A 16,945-nucleotide genomic window follows, 5' to 3' on the forward strand; every position below is an offset into this window, starting at 1 on the left:
TCGTAACGAAGATGTTAGTTAGCATAACACCAACGATAATGATTCGCATCTGCGCGAACGGTGAGCGGTTCCGCGTGGCCCGCAGGGCCCCTCAAAGGCCCTCCAGGTGCCCGCCAGTAGATCCACCCCATGGTGGATGCCCTGGACTTCAATCGCGGTCGTCGCGGGTCCACACCGCGTCGTGCTCGCGCTTCACCGGAAACTTCGGCACCGCCGTATAGGCCGGCGCACACAGGGCGCGGCCGTCTCGCACGTCGAAGCGCGCGCCGTGCAGCACGCACTCCACGCTGCCTTCGGTGGTGTTGAACTCGCCCGAGGACAGCTCGAACTCTTCATGCGTGCACTGGTCTTCCAGGGCATACAGTTCGCCGTCGAGGTTGAACACCACGATCGGCGTGCCGGTGACCTCGTCGAAAACGCTCTTCATTTCGCCGGGCAGCAGTTCGGCGCCGGCGCAGACAAAGGTCCAGGCCTCGCTCACGCGGTGGCTCCGGCCAACGGCTTTTCCAGGATCTCGAAGCGCAGGTCGTCGCGCTTGGGAATGCCGAAGCGTTCGTCGCCGTACGGGAACGGCTTCTTGATGCCGGTGCGCTGGTAACCGCGGCGTTCGTAAAAGGCGATCAGTTCGTCGCGCACGTCGATCACCGTCATCTGCATCACCGGCACGTTCCATTCCTGCGCGGCATGGGCTTCGGCGGCGTCCATCAACTGCTTGCCGACGCCACCGCCCTGCTGGCTGGGATCGACCGAGAACATGCCGAAGTAGCCCTTGCCGTCGACATCTGCGACGTGGGCACAGGCCACCAGCTGGCCGTCGCGTTCGGCCAGCAGGATGGTCGAGCGCGGGCGGTCCAGGTCGCCCTGGATGCCTTCGGCGTCGATGCGGGCGCCGTCCAGCAGGTCGGCTTCGGTGGTCCAGCCAACGCGGCTGGCGTCGCCGCGGTAGGCCGAGGTGACCAGGGTGATCAGGGCGGGGATGTCGGCCGACGTGGCGGCGCGGAAGGTCAGGGTGCTCATGCCGCCATTCTAGGTGGGGCTTGGGCGCTCGCAAATGGGTCAGGGTCAGATCCCTTCTGTCGCGCAGAAGGGCTCTGACCCCCGGGCACCGGCTATGCTGCAGCTCACCGCTTTCCCGCAGGAGGCACGAGTGGACAGGCAAGGTGGCGTGGCTGTGAGGGTCGTAACGCTCGGTGTGGTCGTGGTGATGTCCATCCTGCTTGTGCGCCAGGATGTCTCCGTCGCGGGCCGGGACGTTTCCTTCAACAGTTTTGCTTGCCCCAGGTTCAATCCGGCACGTGCACTGCCGGTCGCGCTGGAGGAACTGCGTGCGCACCCGGTCCGCTACCAGGGCCGCGCGGTGAAGGTGCGTGGCGCCTACGTCGATGGCTGGGAAATGTCGGCGCTGCATCCGGGGCCTCCGGTACGTGACCCGTGGGCGGCGGACGGCATCTGGGTGGAGGGCATCGCGCCGATGACGCTGCCGACGGAGCAGGCCGTTGAAATGACCGGGATCGTGTCGGCGGCACGACCGGATGCGCAGAGCGGCAAGGGGCATCTAGGCAAGTGGCCGGTCGAGCTGTGCGTGTCGTCGGTGCGGCGGTTGCAGGAGTGATTGGGTGGTAGGGGTCAGAGCCCTTTGGCGATGCGAAAGGGATCTGACCCCAATCCCCGACGCCGGAACGGGCGACAGCCCGACTGTCAGGCGCGCCGCGTTGGCAGATGCTCGGGGTCAGATCCTCTTGCGCAGCAAAGGGCTCTGACCCCTTGGCTTCCGGAGACGCTCATGCCCAGGCCGCGTCGCATCGATGCACCGGGCTACCCACAACATGTCGTCCAGCGCGGTAACAATCGCCAAGGGGTGTTCCTCGCTGATGGCGACCGCGTCGCCTATCTGCGCCTGCTGTGTCATCACGCAGACCTGCAGCAATGCCGGGTCCACGCCTACGTGCTGATGGGCAACCACGTGCACCTGCTGGTGACGCCCGAGGCAGCCGGCGGGCTGTCGCGGATGATGCAGGCGGTAAATCGTGCCTACGTGCGCCGTGTGAATGATCGGCACGGCCGCACGGGAACTCTGTGGGAGGGGCGTTTTCACTCGACCCTGGTGGACACGGATCGCTACCTGCTTGCCTGCCAGCGGTACATCGAGCTCAATCCGGTGCGTGCGGGGATGGTGGCGCATCCCGGGGACTATCGCTGGTCGAGCTATCGGGCAAACGTGGAGGGCAGGGCGAATGCACTTCTCGTGCCGCATTCGGCGTTCGAGTTGATTGCGGCTGATGTGGATGAGCGGCGCAGGCGCTACGCCGAGTTCATCGAGCAGGGTGTTCCTGCGGGTGATCTGGCGGAGATACGTGGAGCGCTGCAGTCGCAGCGACGATTGGTTGGGGTGCTGATGGGGTCAGAGCCCATTCGCGGTGCGAAAGGGATCTGACCCCGGCTGAGGTCTCAGCCCAGCAACTTCCGCACCTTCGTCAGCGCCACCATGAACCGCTCGATCTCTTCATGCGTGTTGTAGAACGCCAACGACGCACGGCAGGTCGCGGCCACGCCGTAGTACTGCAGCAGCGGATGCGCGCAGTGCTGGCCCGACCGCACGGCCACGCCTTCCAGATCCAGCAGCGTGGCCAGGTCGTGCGCGTGCGCACCGTCGATCAGGAACGACACCACTGCTGCCTTTTCCGGTGCCTCGCCGATGATGCGCAGGCCATCGACCCGGCGCAGCTCTTCGGTGAAGTGCGCCAGCAACTCAGCTTCGCGCGCTTCCACGTGGTCCAGGCCGACGTTCTGCAGATAGTCCGCCGCCACGCCCAGGCCGATGAAGCCGGCGATGTTGGGGGTGCCGGCTTCGAACTTGTGCGGGGCATCGTTGAACACGGTGCCGTCGAAGCTGACTTCCTTGATCATCTCGCCGCCACCCAGGAACGGTGGCATCGCGTCCAGGTGCTCGCGACGCGCCCACAGCGCGCCGGTACCGGTCGGGCCGCACATCTTGTGGCCGGTGATGGCGTAGAAGTCGCAGCCGATCGCGGTGACATCGACCTTGCGGTGCGGTGCGGCCTGCGAGCCGTCGACCACGGTGACGATGCCGCGCTTGCGCGCTTCGCGACAGATCTCGCGCACCGGGTTGATGGTGCCGAGCACGTTGGAGACATGGGCCACGGCCAGCAGCTTGACCTCGGGGGTCATCGCCGCGCGCAGTGCGTCCAGGTCCAGCGCGCCGTCGGGGGTGATCTCGGCCACGCGGATGGTCGCGCCGGTGCGCTGGGCGACCAACTGCCACGGCACGATGTTGGCGTGGTGTTCCATGCGCGAAACCAGGATCACGTCGCCGGCCTTCAGCCGGGGCAGGGCCCAGGAGTAGGCAACGAGATTGATCGCGAAGGTGGTGCCGCTGCACAGCACCAGGTCGTTGCTGCGCACGTTGAGGAAACGCGCCAGCTTGTTGCGCGCGCCCTCGTAGGCGTCGGTGGCCTCGGTACCCAGCGCATGCACGGCACGGCTGACGTTGGCGTTGTAGCGGCGGTAGAACTCGTCCACCGCGCCGATCACCTGCACCGGCTTCTGGCCGGTGTTGGCGTTGTCGAAATAGACCAGCGGCTTGCCGTGCACTTCGCGCATCAGCAGCGGGAAGTCCAGGCGCACGCGCGCCCAGTCGGGGGCGTCGGCGGGTGCTTCGATCGGTCGCGGGGTGGACAGGTTCATGCCACGCCCGCCTCGGCCAGTGCCTTGTCCAGCCGACGTGCCAGCTGCTCGCGCAGCGCTTCCGGCAGCACCTTCAGCGGCTCGTGGCAGAACGCGGCGCTCAGCAGCGCCTGCGCCTGGGCCTGCGGCAGGCCGCGCGAGCGCAGGTAGAACAGCGCGTTGGCGTCGAGCTGGCCGACGGTGGCACCGTGTGCGGCCTTCACTTCGTCGGCGTCGATCACCAGCGTCGGCTGGGTATCGATTTCGGCGTCGGCCGACAGCAGCAGATTCTTGTTGGACAGGTTGGCGTCGGTGCCATCGGCGCCGGCACGGATCTGGATGCCGCCATGGAACACCACGCGGCTGCGATTGGCCGCCACGCCACGCCACTGCAGCTCGGCGCTGGTGTCGCGGGCAATGTGGTCGATGCCCAGGCGGGTATCGACGTGGCGACGGCCGTTGCCGAGCAGCACGCCATTGGCGGTCAACTGGGCGTTGTCGCCTTCCAGACGCACGTTCAGTTCGTGGCGGCTGAGTGCGGCGCCCAGCTCCAGGTCCACGCGGTGGTACTGCGCGTCCTTGGCCAGTACCGCGTCGGTGCGCAGGAAGCTGGTCTGGCGCGCGCTGCCAGCCTGCACGCGGGCGTGCTTGAGCACGGCGTCGTGGGCGACGTGGGCGTGCAGCACGGTGTTGTCCAGATGCGCCGAGTCACCCACGCTGAAGCGATGCTCGACCACGCCCAGGCTGGCGCCCGCACGCAGTTCGATCAGGTGCCGGTGATGCCAGGCCAGGTCGGTGTCGCCGGCGACGCTGGCGAACACCAGCTGCAGCGGCACCTCGACCTGCACGCCGTCGTCCACGCGCAGCACCACGCCTTCATCGGCGAGGGCGGCGTTGAGGCGGGCGAATACTTCGTCACTGCGCTCATAGCGGCGGCCGAGGAAGCGTACGGCATCCTCGCCAGCGGCCAGTGCGGAAGACAGCGTTTCCAGCTGCACGCCGGCCGGCAGGCCCTGCACGTCGCTCAGCGCGTCGTTGAGGCGGCCATTGACGAACACCAGGCGCGGCGCCGGGATGTCCTCCAGCGCGGCGGCATCCAGCAGCGCCGGGGCCAACGGTGCGGCCGCGAAGCTGCGGCGCTCCAGCTGGCGCAGCGAGGTGTACTTCCAGCTTTCGCTGCGTGCGCCGGGCAGGCCGTCGCGCAGCACGCTGTCGAGCACTTCGCGGCGCGCATCGCTGCCGCAGAAGGCCTGGGCCATGGAGTCGAGCAGGGCGCTCATCAGACTGCCGCCTCGGGCACGACCCGGTCCTTCAGGAAGTCATAGCCGTGCGCTTCCAGTTCCAGCGCCAGTTCCGGACCACCGCTCTTGACGATGCGGCCATCGGCCAGCACGTGCACTACGTCCGGCTTGATGTAGTCCAGCAGGCGCTGGTAGTGGGTGATGACCAGGAACGAGCGGTCGGTGCTGCGCAGTGCGTTGACGCCGTCGGCCACGCTCTTCAGCGCATCGATGTCCAGGCCCGAATCGGTTTCGTCCAGGATCGCCAGCTTCGGCTCGAGCACGGCCAGCTGGAAGATCTCGTTGCGCTTCTTCTCGCCACCGGAGAAGCCTTCGTTGACGCCACGGTGCAGCAGTTCGTCCTTCAGGTGCAGCACGGCCAGCTTCTGCCGAACCAGCTTGAGGAACTGCATGGAGTCGAGCTCTTCCTCGCCGCGCGCCTTGCGCTGGGCGTTGAGCGCGGCGCGCAGGAAGTAGGTGTTGTTCACGCCGGGGATTTCCACCGGGTACTGGAACGCCAGGAACAGGCCGGCAGCGGCGCGCGCTTCCGGGTCCTGGTCGAGCAGGTCGACGCCTTCGAACTGCACGCTGCCTTCGGTGACCTCATAGCCGTCACGGCCGGCCAGGACATTGCCCAGGGTGGACTTGCCGGCGCCGTTGGGGCCCATGATGGCGTGCACCTGGCCGGGCTTCACTTCCAGGGACAGGCCCTTGAGGATTTCCTTGTCGCCGATGCGGGCGTGGAGGTTTTCGATCTTCAGCATGGTGGGGGTTTCCGTGGTGCGGGCCGCGGCCCGCCGGTAAAAAGAATGCGTTGTGCGAGGGCAGGGCGGGCGATCAGCCCACCGAGCCTTCCAGCGAGACTTCCAGCAGCTTCTTGGCTTCCACCGCGAACTCCATCGGCAGTTCGCGGAACACCTGCTTGCAGAAGCCGTCGACGATCATCGACACCGCGTCTTCCTGGCTGATGCCACGGGCGCGGCAGTAGAACAGCTGGTCGTCGGAGATCTTCGAGGTGGTGGCCTCGTGCTCGACGGTGGCGCCCGGGTTCTTCACCTCGATGTAGGGGAAGGTGTGGGCGCCGCACTGCTTGCCGATCAGCAGCGAATCGCACTGGGTGTAGTTGCGCGCGCCGTCGGCATTGCGGTCGATCTTCACCAGGCCGCGGTAGGTGTTCTGGCCGCGGCCGGCGCTGATGCCCTTGCTGATGATCTTGCTCTTGGTGCGCTTGCCGACGTGGATCATCTTGGTGCCGGTGTCGGCCTGCTGGCGATGGTGGGTCAGCGCCACCGAGTGGAACTCACCGACCGAGTCGTCGCCCAGCAGCACGCAGGACGGATACTTCCAAGTGATCGCCGAGCCGGTCTCGACCTGGGTCCAGGTGACCTTGCTGCGCGCGCCACGGCATTCGGCACGCTTGGTGACGAAGTTGTAGATGCCGCCGACGCCGTTCTCATCGCCCGGGTACCAGTTCTGCACGGTGGAGTACTTGATCTCTGCATCGTCCAGCGTCACCAGCTCGACCACCGCGGCGTGCAGCTGGTTCTCATCGCGCATCGGCGCGGTGCAGCCTTCCAGGTAGGACACGTACGCCTTCTCTTCGCAGATGATCAGCGTGCGCTCGAACTGGCCGGTGTGGCCGGCGTTGATGCGGAAGTAGGTGCTCAGTTCCATCGGGCAGCGCACGCCCTTGGGGATGAACACGAAGCTGCCATCGGAGAACACCGCCGAATTGAGCGCGGCGAAGTAGTTGTCGCCGACCGGCACCACGGTGCCCAGGTACTGGCGCACCAGTTCCGGGTGTTCCTTGATGGCTTCGGACATCGAGCAGAAGATCACGCCCTTCTCGGCCAGCTCCTTGCGGAAGGTGGTACCGACGGAGACCGAATCGAACACCGCATCCACGGCCACGCCGGCCAGCTTGGCGCGTTCGTGCAGCGGCACGCCCAGCTTGTCGTAGGTGTCCAGCAGTTCCTTCGGCACGTCATCCAGCGAGGCGTACTTCGGGCCCTTCGGCGCGGAGTAGTAGCTGAGCGCCTGCAGGTCGATCGGGGCGATCTGCAGCTTGGCCCAGTTCGGCATCGGCATGGTCAGGAAGTGGCGGTAGGCGTCCAGGCGCCACTGCGTCATCCATTCCGGCTCTTCCTTCTTCGCCGACAGGGCGCGGATGGTGTCCTCGTCCAGGCCGGCGGGAAGGGAGTCCGACTCGATGTCCGTGATGAAGCCGGCCGAATACTTGCGGCCAAGCTGCTCGTGGATCTCGCGGTTGGGGGTGTCGTCGCTGGCGACGGTTTCGATGGTTTCGGTGGCCATGGGGGGCTGCCTACGGATCAGGAGACGACGTCGACAGCGATGGTGCGGCGCTGTTCTTCGTCGACAAGGGGAAGAGGGGGCAGGATCTGCGCCAGGCTGACATCGCGCAGGGCCTCGGAGACCACGTCGTTGATCAGCCGCCAGCTGCTGCGTGCGCCGCACTTGGGCGCCATGCCGCACTGGTGGTGATCGTGGCTGCACTCGGTCAGGGCCAACGGCCCTTCCATGGCTTCGACCACTTCAAACAGCGAGATCTCGATCGATGGACGGGTCAGCCGGTAGCCGCCGCGGACACCGCGCAGGCCTTCGACCAGGCCGGCCTGGGCCAGTGGCTTGAGCACCTTGCTGACGGTGGGCGGCTCCAGACCGGTGAATTCGGCCAGCTCGGTGGCACTGAGCACCTCGCCCGGACGGGCGGCGAGCACGGTCAGTACGACGGTGGCGTAATCGGTGAGCTTGGTGACGCGCAACATGGGATGCGAGTGGTTCTTAAAGCGGACTGAAATTGTACGCTTTTATTCGCCGGCATCCAACCCGGCCATTCAGCGGGCGCTTGGGGCCGGCTGCGGGTCGGCGGCCGCGGGCGGCCGACGGGGCGACATGCTGCGGCATGGGGGTGATTTTCGCAATCACCCGGAATGGGTGAGAATCAACGTTCCTTTCGCTGCAAACGTCTCTTGCCGATGCCCAAGAAGATCCAAGCCCGCAAGTCCGCCATCCACGGCAACGGTGTGTTTTCCGTGGCCCCGATCAAGCAGGGCGAGCGCGTGATCCAGTACAAGGGCCTGCTGCGCAGCCACGGCGATGTCGATGCCGATGACAGTGGCGATGTGGAAAGCGGCCATACCTTCCTGTTCACCCTCAACGACGACTGGGTGATCGATGCCAACTACAAGGGCAACGACGCGCGCTGGATCAACCACAGCTGCGACCCGAACTGCGAGGCGGTGATCGAGGAAAACGAGGACGGTGACACCCGCGGCGACAAGGTGTTCATCGAGGCGCTGCGCGATATCAAGGCGGGCGAAGAACTGACCTACAACTACGGCATCACCTTGGCCGAGCGGCATACGGCCAAGCTGAAGAAGATCTGGGAGTGCCGCTGCGGTTCGCCCAAGTGCACCGGCACGATGCTGCAGCCCAAGCGCTGATCCGGTAGCGCCGGGCCATGCCCGGCGAGCGTGAAGCGCGGGCGGAATGAGAAGCCGCCGGGCATGGCCCGGCGCTACCCGGGCGTTTCTGCACCTGCCGTGCACGGCCGGGTCACCGTGGTTCAATGCGCTTTCGCCCACCCTGTCCGCTCCCCCCTATCTGGAGCACGACATGGCACAGCGTCTTCGCGGCAAGCAGATCGCCATTCTCGCCACGCATGGTTTCGAACAGTCTGAACTGATCGAGCCCAAGCACCTGCTGGAAGCGGAGGGCGCGCGCGTCAGCGTGGTGTCGCCGGCCAAAGAGGCCAGCATCAAGGGCTGGAAGGACAAGGACTGGGGTGATTCGGTCGCCGTGGATCAGCCGCTGGATGGCGCCGACGCCGGCCGCTTCGATGCGCTGGTGCTGCCCGGTGGCGTGATCAATCCGGATACCCTGCGCACCAACGAAGCAGTACTGGATTTCATCCGCAGCATGGCCGAGGCCGGCAAGCCGGTGGCGGCGATCTGCCACGGCCCCTGGCTGCTGATCAACAGCGGGCTGGCGGAGGGGCACGAGGTAACCTCGTGGCCGTCGCTGCAGCAGGACCTGGCCAATGCCGGCGCGCGCTGGCGCGATGCGGAAGTGGTGGTGGACGGCAACCTGATCACCAGCCGCAAGCCCGAGGACATTCCGGCCTTCAGCGAGGCGGTGGTGAAAGCGCTGGCGGCGTGATGTTTTGATGCGGTAGCGCCGGGCCGTGCCCGGCGAGCGCGAAGCGCGGAAATGGCAGAAGCCGCCGGGCATGGCCCGGCGCTACCGTATCTGGCGGGGGCTTATTTGCCGAGCACGCCGGCCGGCACCAGGTTGCCCAGATTCTGGTTGAAGGTCACCACCAGCTTGCCGTTCTTCACCTGCGCTGACTGCACCTGCAGGGCACCGAGCAGGCCGGCCACGGCCGGGTCCAGCTTGTAGATCGGTTCGCGCTGGGCGTAGTCGCTCAGCCATGCGTTCAGCAGGCCGCGGGTGCGCGAGTCGAGACGGCCGCCCTGGTTGGCCGGGGTGAAATCATCTACGGTCGGCTGCTGCAGGTGGAAACCCTGGGTCTGCGCGTCATAGCGCAGGCCGCTGCTGAGCTTCACCGTGCCCAGCTTGGCCGGGTTGCCGCCCGCAGTGGCCAGCGCCACATCCATGCCCAGGTTCAATCGTTCGCCTGCCGGCAGGCTCAGCTGCGGGTGGCTCATGGTCAGCGCGATCAGGCCGCCCAGTGCGTCCTGGGTGCGCGGGAAGCTGCCGTCCAGATACTGCTGCACGTCGCTGGCGCCAACCGCCAGTTCACGACCGGAGATCGAAGGGGCGGCCTGGGCGCCGATCGCGGCAGCAATCAGCACGGTCGAGGCGGCAAGGCGGGTCATCAGGGAACGCAGGCGCATGGCGGTGACCGGAAGAAGGATCGAAGAGGCCTACAGAGTAGCTTTGCCCGCTGAATCGCGGGTACACACCGCTGCAACGGTTCAGTCCAGCGTTGGCTGCAGGCTGGCCGACTGGATCTGCCAGGCGCGGCCGTCGGCACTGGGCTGCACGCGGTACCAGCCGTGATAGCGGAAGGTTCCGCTGGCGGTCACCGCGCGGATCTTCACCGGCACTTCCAGCAGGCGCGGTGGCTGCGCATCGTCGCGTGGCAGCGCCACATCACTGTCCAGGCGCAGGTTGCGCACGTCGGGCAGCAGGCGCAGTACGGCGTCGTCAGCATGACGCGGGTCGGCCGGGGCATAGGTCCACGCCGCATCGCTGCGCGCCTTGTTCTGGTTGAGCAGATCGAGCATGTAGCGGTTGAGCATCGCTGCGGGCGATTCGCTGCCGATGGCAACGGCGCCGTACAGCGGGTCAATGGCGATCGCGTCGACGGTCGCAGATTCCGGGGCCGTGTTCGTCGTAGGCACGGCAGGGGCGGCTGCGGCGGCGGCTGAGTCCGACGTGGTGGAGTCGGCTGGAGGGGTCGGGTTGGAACACCCCACCGCAAGCAACGGGATCAGCAGGTAAAGAGAACCGCGCATGTCTGCCTCCTCCCCGAGGCGACCTGGAAGGCGGCAGTGTAGCGGCGGGGGCCGGCTCAGCGCGAAGAGGGAAGCTGCTCCAGCGCATCCAATGCCGGCAGCACCTGTGCGGAAATCGCTGCCAGTGCATGGCCGTCGGTGTCTGCATGGCGCTGCACGATGTCACGCAGCAGCTGGGTGGCCACCACCAGCGTGGCACGTTCGTCGCCGCTCAGGCCTGCCGTGCGCGGGGCTGATTCCAGCAGTCGCATCAGGTCGCGGCTGGCACGGTGTTCCAGTTCGATGGTGCAGCGCCCGGTGCACTGGTGCCCGTCCTTTTCGATCGGGGTCACCGAGATCCGGTAGCGGGTGGAGGGGCTGGCCATGGGGGTGCTCGCGCTGGTGGGGAGGAATGTGTCCACCATAGGCAAGGCATTGGCCGGCGGCGATGGCCGGGGCTGCACGCAGTGTTCCACCCGGTTCGTTCCTGCACTGGAAAAACAGCGGCGCGGCCATGGGCGGCGGGCCTGTGCGGGTGATTGCGTGGGCGCGGGAAACGCTGTGTTGCGGGGTCGCAGGGGGCGGCATCCACGCGTGGCGTGGATCCACTGGAGAGCGGGCAAAAAAAACGGGACGGCCAAGGCCGTCCCGCCAGGTATCCGCTGCAGGGCGCGCGCTTAGAGCGCAGCGTCCTTGAGCTTCTTCAGCGGGCGAACCTTGAGCTTGGTGGTGGCCGGCTTGGCGGCGAACCACTGCTCTTCCTTGGTGAACGGGTTGATGCCCTTGCGCTTCGGCTTGGCTGCCACATTGACGGTGCTGATCTTCAGCAGGCCCGGCAGGGTGAACGAGCCGGCGCCCTTCTTGTGCACCGAAGCGGCGACAGCGCCTTCCAGCGAGGCCAGCACAGCGCGGACGTCCTTGGCGACAACGCCGGAGACTTCAGCGATGTGTGCAACCAGGCCCGACTTGGTCAGCACTTCCTTGATCGGCTTCGGAGCGGCCGGCTTGGCGGCGGCAGCCTTCGTCGCGACTTTCTTCACTGCCTTCTTCGGGGCAGCCTTCTTAGCGGTCTTTGCCATGGTTTCCTGTTCCGTGAACGGTTGGTTGTTTGGTCGGCGCCGAACCCCGTCGGCAAGCGCAATGTAGGGCAACTCTTGGGCGCCGCCAATAGCCTGGAGCGCTGAAAGTGCATGTTTTTTCATATCCAGGCCGATTCAGTACATGGCCGGTCGTGCGGGAAATGGGTGTCGTGGTGCACTGCACCGCAGTGTCCGTGTTTGCGGTCGTGTTGGCGAAATGACTGAAAACAAGGGAAAAATCGCCGGGTTGGTGGCGAAGAAGTGTCCACTCGCTGGCTCGGGACAGGCGCGGCGCATGCGGCGGAGCGACGCAGGGCTAACGCGGCGCGTGCCAGGGTATCGGTTCATCGCAGCCACAACGGAGCAGGACATGGGAATCTCGCGACACGCTACCGCGCATTGGGAAGGCGACCTGAAGTCGGGCAAGGGCCAGTTGAGCACGCCACAAAGCGGCCTGCTGGACAAAACCCGCTACGGCTTCAACAGCCGTTTCGGTGATGAAAAGGGCACCAATCCCGAAGAGCTGATCGCCGCCGCGCACGCCGGTTGTTTCACCATGGCGCTGTCGGCCAAGCTGGGCGAAGCCGGTTTCACCCCGACCTCGCTGGATACCGAAGCCAAGGTCGACCTGTCGATGGAAGGCGGCCCGCAGCTGTCGCAGATCCGGCTGAAAGTGAAGGCGGTGGTGCCGGGAATCGATGCGACGCAGTTCCGCGCGATCGCCGATGACGCCAAGCAGAACTGCCCGGTTTCCAAGGCACTGAGCGCAGTGCCGATCAGTCTGGAAGCCGAGCTGGGCTGAGAGTCGGTAGCGCCGGGCCATGCCCGGCGAGCGCAGCGGAAAGACGCCGGGCATGGCCCGGCGCTACCCCGCGTGCGGGCAATCACCAGTCGATGGTGCCGGTGATCACCGTCTGCACCTGGCCACCGGACCAGACCTCGCCGTCTTCGTCGACCAGCAGGGTCAGGCGCGCATCGTGGCCGACTTCGCGGCCTTGGCTGACTTCGAAGGGCTGGCGGCCGCGCGGCAGGGCATCACGCAGATCCAGCCAGGCCGCCAGTACGGCGTTGGCCGCGCCTGAAGCAGCATCCTCGAAGCGGCGTCCATTGCCGACGAAGGCGCGCACGGCCAGGTCGTAACCGTCGCTGCCATCGGCAAAGGCATAGGCGAACACCCCCATGCTGTCGGTCGATTCAGCCAGCGTGGCGATCGCGTCCCAATCGGGGCGCAGGGCGCGCAACGCGGCTTCGTCCGCAACCTGCACGCCCCACCAGCTTCGACCGCCCTGCATGCGCGCAGGTGGCAGCGTACCCAGCGGCCAGCCCTGCAGGGCGGGCTGCAGGCGCGGATCGTCGGCAACCGCGGTCTCGGCCAGCTGTGCACGCGGCGTACGGATCGCGATGCGCTGCTGGGCGCCTTCGCCGGTCACGCGCAGTGGCAACGCCCCGGCGATCCCGTCCTGTACCAGTACTCCGTCAACCGGCACGGCGATGCCTGCCTGCAGCACCGCGTGGGCAGTGCCGACGCTGGGATGGCCCGCGAACGGCACTTCCTTCTGCGGGCTGAACATGCGCAGCCGATAGCTGCTGCCGGGCGCCTGTGGCGGGAACACGAAGGTGGTTTCGGGCAGGCGGGTCCAGCGGGCGATGGCCTGCATTGCCGCATCGTCCAGGCCTTCGGCATCGAGCACGACAGCCAGCGGATTGCCGGCGCCCGGGCGCGGGGAAAACACATCCAGCTGCAGGAAACGGCGTGCGGACATCAGGCGGGAACTCCAGGAAACAGGCCGCATAGGGTAGCGCGGGGCCATGCCCCCGCGAGCGCGCAGCGCGGCAGGCCGGCGGGCGTGGCCCGGCGCTACCAGCGGATGTGGCCGTCGATCACCGGCTGCACCTGGCCACCGATCCATACCGTGCCCTGCGCATCGACGGTGACCTGGACGCGGCCGTCGCGGCCGACCTCGCGGCCCTGGCTGGCCATGTAGCTCCCGTTCTTGCCGGGCAGGGCATTGCGCTGCCGCAGCCAGGCGCCGATCAGCGCGTTGACGCTGCCGGTCACCGGATCCTCGGGCACGTTGGGGGCATCCGCAGGGCAGAACGCACGCACCACCAGATCATGGTCGGCACCGGGTTCGAGCGCGAACACGGCTACGCCGAGCGCATCGGTGGCCATGCTCCAGTCGCGCAGGGCCGCCATGTCCGGTACCAGCGTGCGCACGGCGTCGGCATCGCGCAGCGGCAGCAGCCACCAGCGCGGGCCGTTGTCCCAGAGTTCGGCGCCCTGGCCCTCGGCGATGACGGCGCGCAGCGCTTCCGGGACGGCGCCCGATGCTGTCGGCAGCAGGCGCGCCGCTGGGCTGGCCAGCCGGATGGTGGGCGCGTTGGCCGGGCCGGTGATCTGCACCGGCAGCAGGCCGGCCGCGCACTGCTGTACCAGGGCCCCGTCGCGTGGCTGCAGCAGGCCGCAGGTGACCGCGGCCCAGGCGGCACCCACGCTGGGATGGCCGGCAAAGGGCAGCTCGCTGGCGGGGGTGAAGATGCGGATGTGGTAGTCGGCGCCGGCATCGGTGGGGCGCAGGAAGAACACGGTCTCGGACAGGTTCAGCCAGACAGCAAGGGCCTGCATGCGGTCGGTGGACAGCCCATCCGCGTCGAACACGACACCGAGCGGGTTGCCGGTACCGGGGTGATGGGCGAAGACATCGAGCTGCAGGTAGCGGTAGGCGGTCATTGACGGGTGTATTGGGCTTAGAATCGAAGGTTCCGCCCCCAAGGGCGGCTTCCCCACATTACACATAGCCTATCCATGTCAGCTTCCCCCCTTGTCGATCGTTGGATCGTACTGAAGTTCGGCGGCACCTCGGTGTCGCGTCGCCACCGCTGGGACACGATCGGGAAGCTGGCGAAAAAACGGGCGGAAGAGACTGGCGCGCGCGTGCTGGTGGTGGTTTCGGCACTGTCCGGGGTCACCAACGAACTGACCGCGATTGCCGATGGCGCGCCGGACAGCCGCGATCGCGTGGCGGCGCTGGTCGAGCGCCACCAGGGCTTCCTGGAAGAACTGGGCCTGGGCGCCGAGGTGCTGGCCGAGCGGCTGGCCGCGCTGCAGGGCCTGCTGGACGACCCGCGTGCGCCGAGCCGACCGCTGGACTGGCAGGCCGAAGTGCTGGGCCAGGGTGAACTGCTGTCATCCAGCCTGGGCGCGGCCTATCTGCGTGCCAGCGGCCTGGATTTCGGCTGGATGGATGCGCGCCAGTGGCTGGACGCGCTGCCGCCGCAGCCGAACCAGAGCGACTGGTCGCAGCGCCTGTCGGTGAACTGCCAGTGGCGTGCCGATGCGGAATGGGCGCAGCGCTTCCGCGCGCAGCCCACGCGCCTGCTGATCACCCAGGGCTTCATCTCGCGTCATGCCGACGGTGGCACGGCCATTCTCGGCCGCGGCGGTTCGGATACGTCGGCGGCCTACTTCGGTGCGCTGCTCGGCGCCAGCCGCGTGGAGATCTGGACCGATGTGCCGGGCATGTTCAGCGCCAATCCCAAGGACGTGCCGGACGCGCGCCTGCTGACCCGCCTGGACTATTACGAAGCGCAGGAAATCGCGACCACCGGTGCCAAGGTGCTGCACCCGCGCTCGATCAAGCCCTGCCGCGATGCCGGCGTGCCGATGGCGATCCTCGATACCGAGCGCCCCGAACTGCCGGGTACCAGCATCGACGGCAACGCCGCGCCGGTGCCGGGGGTGAAGGCGATCAGCCGCCGCAACGGCATCGTGCTGGTGTCGATGGAAGGCATCGGCATGTGGCAGCAGGTCGGCTTCCTCGCCGATGTATTCGGCCTGTTCAAGAAGCACGGCCTGTCGGTGGACCTGATCGGTTCGGCCGAGACCAACGTCACCGTGTCGCTGGACCCGTCCGAGAACCTGGTCAACACCGATGTGCTGGCCGCACTGTCGGCCGACCTGTCGCAGATCTGCAAGGTCAAGGTGATCGTGCCGTGCGCGGCGATCACCCTGGTCGGCTTGGGCATGCGCTCGCTGCTGCACAAGCTGTCGGACGTGTGGGCGACTTTCGGTCGTGAGCGCGTACACATGATTTCGCAGTCGTCCAACGACCTGAACCTGACCTTCGTCATCGACGAGGCCGATGCCGATGGCCTGCTGCCGATCCTGCACGCCGAACTGATCGACAGCGGCGCGATGCCGGTGGAAGAGACCGAAGTGTTCGGCCCGCGCTGGCGCGAAATCGCCGGCACCGTGCGCCCGCGCGGTACGCCGTGGTGGCGCGGCCAGCGTGCGCACCTGCTGCAGCTGGCCGATGCCGGCACGCCGCGCTACGTCTATCACCTGCCGACGGTACGGGCGCGTGCCCGTGCGCTGGCGGCGATCAAGCCGATCGACCAGCGCTACTACGCGATCAAGGCCAACAGCCATCCGGCCATCCTGCAGCTGCTGGAAGCCGAAGGTTTCGGCCTGGAATGCGTGTCGCACGGCGAGCTGAAGCATGTGTTCCAGGCTATTCCGGAACTGTCGCCCAAGCGCGTGCTGTTCACCCCCAGCTTCTGCCCGCGCAGCGAGTACGAAGCGGCGTTCGCGCTGGGCGTGACCGTCACTGTCGACAACGTCGAAGCCCTGCAACGCTGGCCGGACCTGTTCCGCAACCGCGAGCTGTGGCTGCGCGTGGACCTGGGCCGTGGCGAAGGCCACCACGCCAAGGTCCGCACCGGCGGCAAGGAATCCAAGTTCGGCCTGCCGATCGCGCGCGTGGACGAGTTCGTGCGCGCGGCCACCGAGCTGGGCACCCGCGTGGTCGGCTTGCATGCGCACCTTGGCAGCGGCGTGGAAACCGCCCAGCACTGGCGCCTGATGTGCGATGAGCTGGCCGGTTTCGCGCGCCGTATCGGCAGCGTGCAGACCATCGACATCGGTGGTGGCCTGCCGATTCCGTACAGCGACGAAGACGAGCCGTTCGACCTGGATGCCTGGGCCGAGGGCCTGGCCGAGGTCAAGGCGCTGCACCCGGCGTTCCGCCTGGCGATCGAGCCGGGCCGCTTCCTGGTGGCTGAATCGGGCGTGCTGCTGACCCACGCCACCCAGGTGGTGGAGAAGGACGGCGTGCGCCGTGTCGGCCTGGATGCCGGCATGAACACGCTGATGCGTCCGGCCCTGTACGACGCCTGGCACGACATCGAAAACCTCAGCCGCCAGGGCGGTTACGCCGAAGCAGCGTTCGATGTGGTCGGCCCGATCTGCGAATCCAGCGATGTGTTCGGCAAGCGCCGCAAGCTGCCGGTGTCGACCGCGCCGGACGATGTGATGCTGATCGCCGACGCCGGTGCCTACGGCTATGTGATGTCCAACACCTACAACCAACGGGCGATGCCGCGCGAGGACGTGATCGAATGATCGCCGCCTTCCGCGCCCTGC

Annotated in this window: 19 protein-coding genes; 6 read left to right on the plus strand and 13 right to left on the minus strand. The window is 67.1% G+C overall.

The features are described from left to right. Positions 1-148 precede the first annotated feature (148 nt). Positions 149-481, minus strand: a complete 333-nt coding sequence (locus tag H3005_RS01425; protein ID WP_088101588.1) for a non-heme iron oxygenase ferredoxin subunit — start codon at positions 479-481, stop codon at positions 149-151. Continuing rightward, positions 478-1,017, minus strand: coding sequence for a GNAT family N-acetyltransferase (locus H3005_RS01430; RefSeq protein ID WP_100551757.1), 540 nt, complete (start codon positions 1,015-1,017; stop codon positions 478-480). Before H3005_RS01430 ends, H3005_RS01425 begins: the two co-directional genes overlap by 4 nt. Positions 1,018-1,204: 187 nt before the next feature. Here H3005_RS01430 and H3005_RS01435 point away from each other — a divergent pair, with 187 nt between their 5' ends. After that, positions 1,205-1,612: a hypothetical protein gene (locus H3005_RS01435; protein WP_191077461.1), complete on the plus strand. Its 408-nt coding sequence runs from the start codon at positions 1,205-1,207 to the stop codon at positions 1,610-1,612. A 171-nt stretch (positions 1,613-1,783) separates the two neighbouring features. Then, a complete protein-coding gene (locus H3005_RS01440) occupies positions 1,784-2,434 on the plus strand; it encodes a transposase (RefSeq protein WP_191077462.1) in 651 nt (216 codons plus the stop codon). 14 nt (positions 2,435-2,448) lie between these two features. Here the strand turns inward: H3005_RS01440 and H3005_RS01445 are convergent, their stop codons facing one another. The 5 genes from H3005_RS01445 to H3005_RS01465 all read right to left on the minus strand — a co-directional run bounded on the left by H3005_RS01445 (position 2,449) and on the right by H3005_RS01465 (position 7,750). Next, positions 2,449-3,705 (minus strand): cysteine desulfurase, encoded by a 1,257-nt coding sequence (locus tag H3005_RS01445; protein WP_100551760.1) that lies wholly within the window; start codon positions 3,703-3,705, stop codon positions 2,449-2,451. After that, a complete protein-coding gene (gene sufD / locus H3005_RS01450; protein WP_191077463.1) occupies positions 3,702-4,964 on the minus strand; it encodes a Fe-S cluster assembly protein SufD in 1,263 nt (420 codons plus the stop codon). Before sufD ends, H3005_RS01445 begins: the two co-directional genes overlap by 4 nt. After that, positions 4,964-5,728, minus strand: coding sequence for a Fe-S cluster assembly ATPase SufC (gene sufC, locus H3005_RS01455; RefSeq protein ID WP_191077464.1), 765 nt, complete (start codon positions 5,726-5,728; stop codon positions 4,964-4,966). Before sufC ends, sufD begins: the two co-directional genes overlap by 1 nt. A gap of 73 nt (positions 5,729-5,801) precedes the next feature. Next, positions 5,802-7,277: a Fe-S cluster assembly protein SufB gene (gene sufB, locus H3005_RS01460; RefSeq protein WP_099819294.1), complete on the minus strand. Its 1,476-nt coding sequence runs from the start codon at positions 7,275-7,277 to the stop codon at positions 5,802-5,804. Between the two features lie 17 nt (positions 7,278-7,294). Next, on the minus strand, positions 7,295-7,750 hold the full coding sequence (locus H3005_RS01465) for an SUF system Fe-S cluster assembly regulator (RefSeq protein ID WP_025873978.1): 456 nt from the start codon (positions 7,748-7,750) through the stop codon (positions 7,295-7,297). A 210-nt stretch (positions 7,751-7,960) separates the two neighbouring features. On the opposite strand from H3005_RS01465, the gene H3005_RS01470 reads away from it, so the two are divergent. Together H3005_RS01470 and H3005_RS01475 are read left to right on the plus strand one after the other, a co-directional pair. Further along, the gene (locus H3005_RS01470) at positions 7,961-8,428 is read left to right on the plus strand and encodes an SET domain-containing protein-lysine N-methyltransferase (RefSeq protein ID WP_100551764.1); all 468 of its coding nucleotides are present in this window, start codon (positions 7,961-7,963) and stop codon (positions 8,426-8,428) included. A gap of 172 nt (positions 8,429-8,600) precedes the next feature. Continuing rightward, entirely contained in the window at positions 8,601-9,143 is a 543-nt protein-coding gene (locus H3005_RS01475; RefSeq protein WP_191077465.1) for a type 1 glutamine amidotransferase domain-containing protein, read from the plus strand. Between the two features lie 101 nt (positions 9,144-9,244). On the opposite strand, the gene H3005_RS01480 is transcribed toward H3005_RS01475, so the two are convergent. From H3005_RS01480 to H3005_RS01495, 4 genes are all read right to left on the minus strand, one after another. Beyond that, entirely contained in the window at positions 9,245-9,841 is a 597-nt protein-coding gene (locus H3005_RS01480) for a DUF1439 domain-containing protein (protein ID WP_089239378.1), read from the minus strand. 81 nt (positions 9,842-9,922) lie between these two features. Beyond that, the gene (locus H3005_RS01485; RefSeq protein WP_191077466.1) at positions 9,923-10,465 is read right to left on the minus strand and encodes a hypothetical protein; all 543 of its coding nucleotides are present in this window, start codon (positions 10,463-10,465) and stop codon (positions 9,923-9,925) included. Between the two features lie 56 nt (positions 10,466-10,521). Then, on the minus strand, positions 10,522-10,830 hold the full coding sequence (locus tag H3005_RS01490; RefSeq protein ID WP_089239382.1) for a DUF3861 family protein: 309 nt from the start codon (positions 10,828-10,830) through the stop codon (positions 10,522-10,524). 291 nt (positions 10,831-11,121) lie between these two features. Beyond that, on the minus strand, positions 11,122-11,523 hold the full coding sequence (locus H3005_RS01495; RefSeq protein ID WP_089239384.1) for an HU family DNA-binding protein: 402 nt from the start codon (positions 11,521-11,523) through the stop codon (positions 11,122-11,124). A 370-nt stretch (positions 11,524-11,893) separates the two neighbouring features. Between H3005_RS01495 and H3005_RS01500 the strand changes: the two genes are divergently transcribed. After that, positions 11,894-12,325 (plus strand): OsmC family protein, encoded by a 432-nt coding sequence (locus tag H3005_RS01500; RefSeq protein ID WP_019659396.1) that lies wholly within the window; start codon positions 11,894-11,896, stop codon positions 12,323-12,325. An 82-nt stretch (positions 12,326-12,407) separates the two neighbouring features. Here the strand turns inward: H3005_RS01500 and H3005_RS01505 are convergent, their stop codons facing one another. After that, complete coding sequence (locus H3005_RS01505) at positions 12,408-13,286, minus strand: PhzF family phenazine biosynthesis protein (protein WP_191077467.1); 879 nt, start codon at positions 13,284-13,286, stop codon at positions 12,408-12,410. A gap of 95 nt (positions 13,287-13,381) precedes the next feature. Next, positions 13,382-14,254, minus strand: coding sequence for a PhzF family phenazine biosynthesis protein (locus tag H3005_RS01510; protein WP_191077468.1), 873 nt, complete (start codon positions 14,252-14,254; stop codon positions 13,382-13,384). Positions 14,255-14,329: 75 nt separating this feature from the next. Here H3005_RS01510 and H3005_RS01515 point away from each other — a divergent pair, with 75 nt between their 5' ends. Then, positions 14,330-16,924: a bifunctional aspartate kinase/diaminopimelate decarboxylase gene (locus tag H3005_RS01515; RefSeq protein ID WP_191077469.1), complete on the plus strand. Its 2,595-nt coding sequence runs from the start codon at positions 14,330-14,332 to the stop codon at positions 16,922-16,924. The last annotated feature ends 21 nt before the right edge of the window (positions 16,925-16,945 follow it).

Origin of the sequence: Stenotrophomonas sp. Br8 (assembly GCF_014763005.1) — a bacterium.
Lineage (GTDB): Bacteria > Pseudomonadota > Gammaproteobacteria > Xanthomonadales > Xanthomonadaceae > Stenotrophomonas > Stenotrophomonas lactitubi.

Bases quoted from the DNA above. Each gene is read 5' to 3' on its own strand.
- H3005_RS01495 (WP_089239384.1), bottom strand. From the start codon at position 11,523: ATGGCAAAGACCGCTAAGAAGGCTGCCCCGAAGAAGGCAGTGAAGAAA.
- H3005_RS01500 (WP_019659396.1), top strand. From the start codon at position 11,894: ATGGGAATCTCGCGACACGCTACCGCGCATTGGGAAGGCGACCTGAAG.
- H3005_RS01480 (WP_089239378.1), bottom strand. From the start codon at position 9,841: ATGCGCCTGCGTTCCCTGATGACCCGCCTTGCCGCCTCGACCGTGCTG.
- H3005_RS01510 (WP_191077468.1), bottom strand. From the start codon at position 14,254: ATGACCGCCTACCGCTACCTGCAGCTCGATGTCTTCGCCCATCACCCC.
- H3005_RS01475 (WP_191077465.1), top strand. From the start codon at position 8,601: ATGGCACAGCGTCTTCGCGGCAAGCAGATCGCCATTCTCGCCACGCAT.
- H3005_RS01440 (WP_191077462.1), top strand. From the start codon at position 1,784: ATGCCCAGGCCGCGTCGCATCGATGCACCGGGCTACCCACAACATGTC.
- H3005_RS01490 (WP_089239382.1), bottom strand. From the start codon at position 10,830: ATGGCCAGCCCCTCCACCCGCTACCGGATCTCGGTGACCCCGATCGAA.
- H3005_RS01445 (WP_100551760.1), bottom strand. From the start codon at position 3,705: ATGAACCTGTCCACCCCGCGACCGATCGAAGCACCCGCCGACGCCCCC.
- sufC (WP_191077464.1), bottom strand. From the start codon at position 5,728: ATGCTGAAGATCGAAAACCTCCACGCCCGCATCGGCGACAAGGAAATC.
- sufB (WP_099819294.1), bottom strand. From the start codon at position 7,277: ATGGCCACCGAAACCATCGAAACCGTCGCCAGCGACGACACCCCCAAC.
- H3005_RS01465 (WP_025873978.1), bottom strand. From the start codon at position 7,750: ATGTTGCGCGTCACCAAGCTCACCGATTACGCCACCGTCGTACTGACC.
- H3005_RS01435 (WP_191077461.1), top strand. From the start codon at position 1,205: ATGTCCATCCTGCTTGTGCGCCAGGATGTCTCCGTCGCGGGCCGGGAC.
- H3005_RS01430 (WP_100551757.1), bottom strand. From the start codon at position 1,017: ATGAGCACCCTGACCTTCCGCGCCGCCACGTCGGCCGACATCCCCGCC.
- sufD (WP_191077463.1), bottom strand. From the start codon at position 4,964: ATGAGCGCCCTGCTCGACTCCATGGCCCAGGCCTTCTGCGGCAGCGAT.
- H3005_RS01470 (WP_100551764.1), top strand. From the start codon at position 7,961: ATGCCCAAGAAGATCCAAGCCCGCAAGTCCGCCATCCACGGCAACGGT.
- H3005_RS01515 (WP_191077469.1), top strand. From the start codon at position 14,330: ATGTCAGCTTCCCCCCTTGTCGATCGTTGGATCGTACTGAAGTTCGGC.
- H3005_RS01505 (WP_191077467.1), bottom strand. From the start codon at position 13,286: ATGTCCGCACGCCGTTTCCTGCAGCTGGATGTGTTTTCCCCGCGCCCG.
- H3005_RS01485 (WP_191077466.1), bottom strand. From the start codon at position 10,465: ATGCGCGGTTCTCTTTACCTGCTGATCCCGTTGCTTGCGGTGGGGTGT.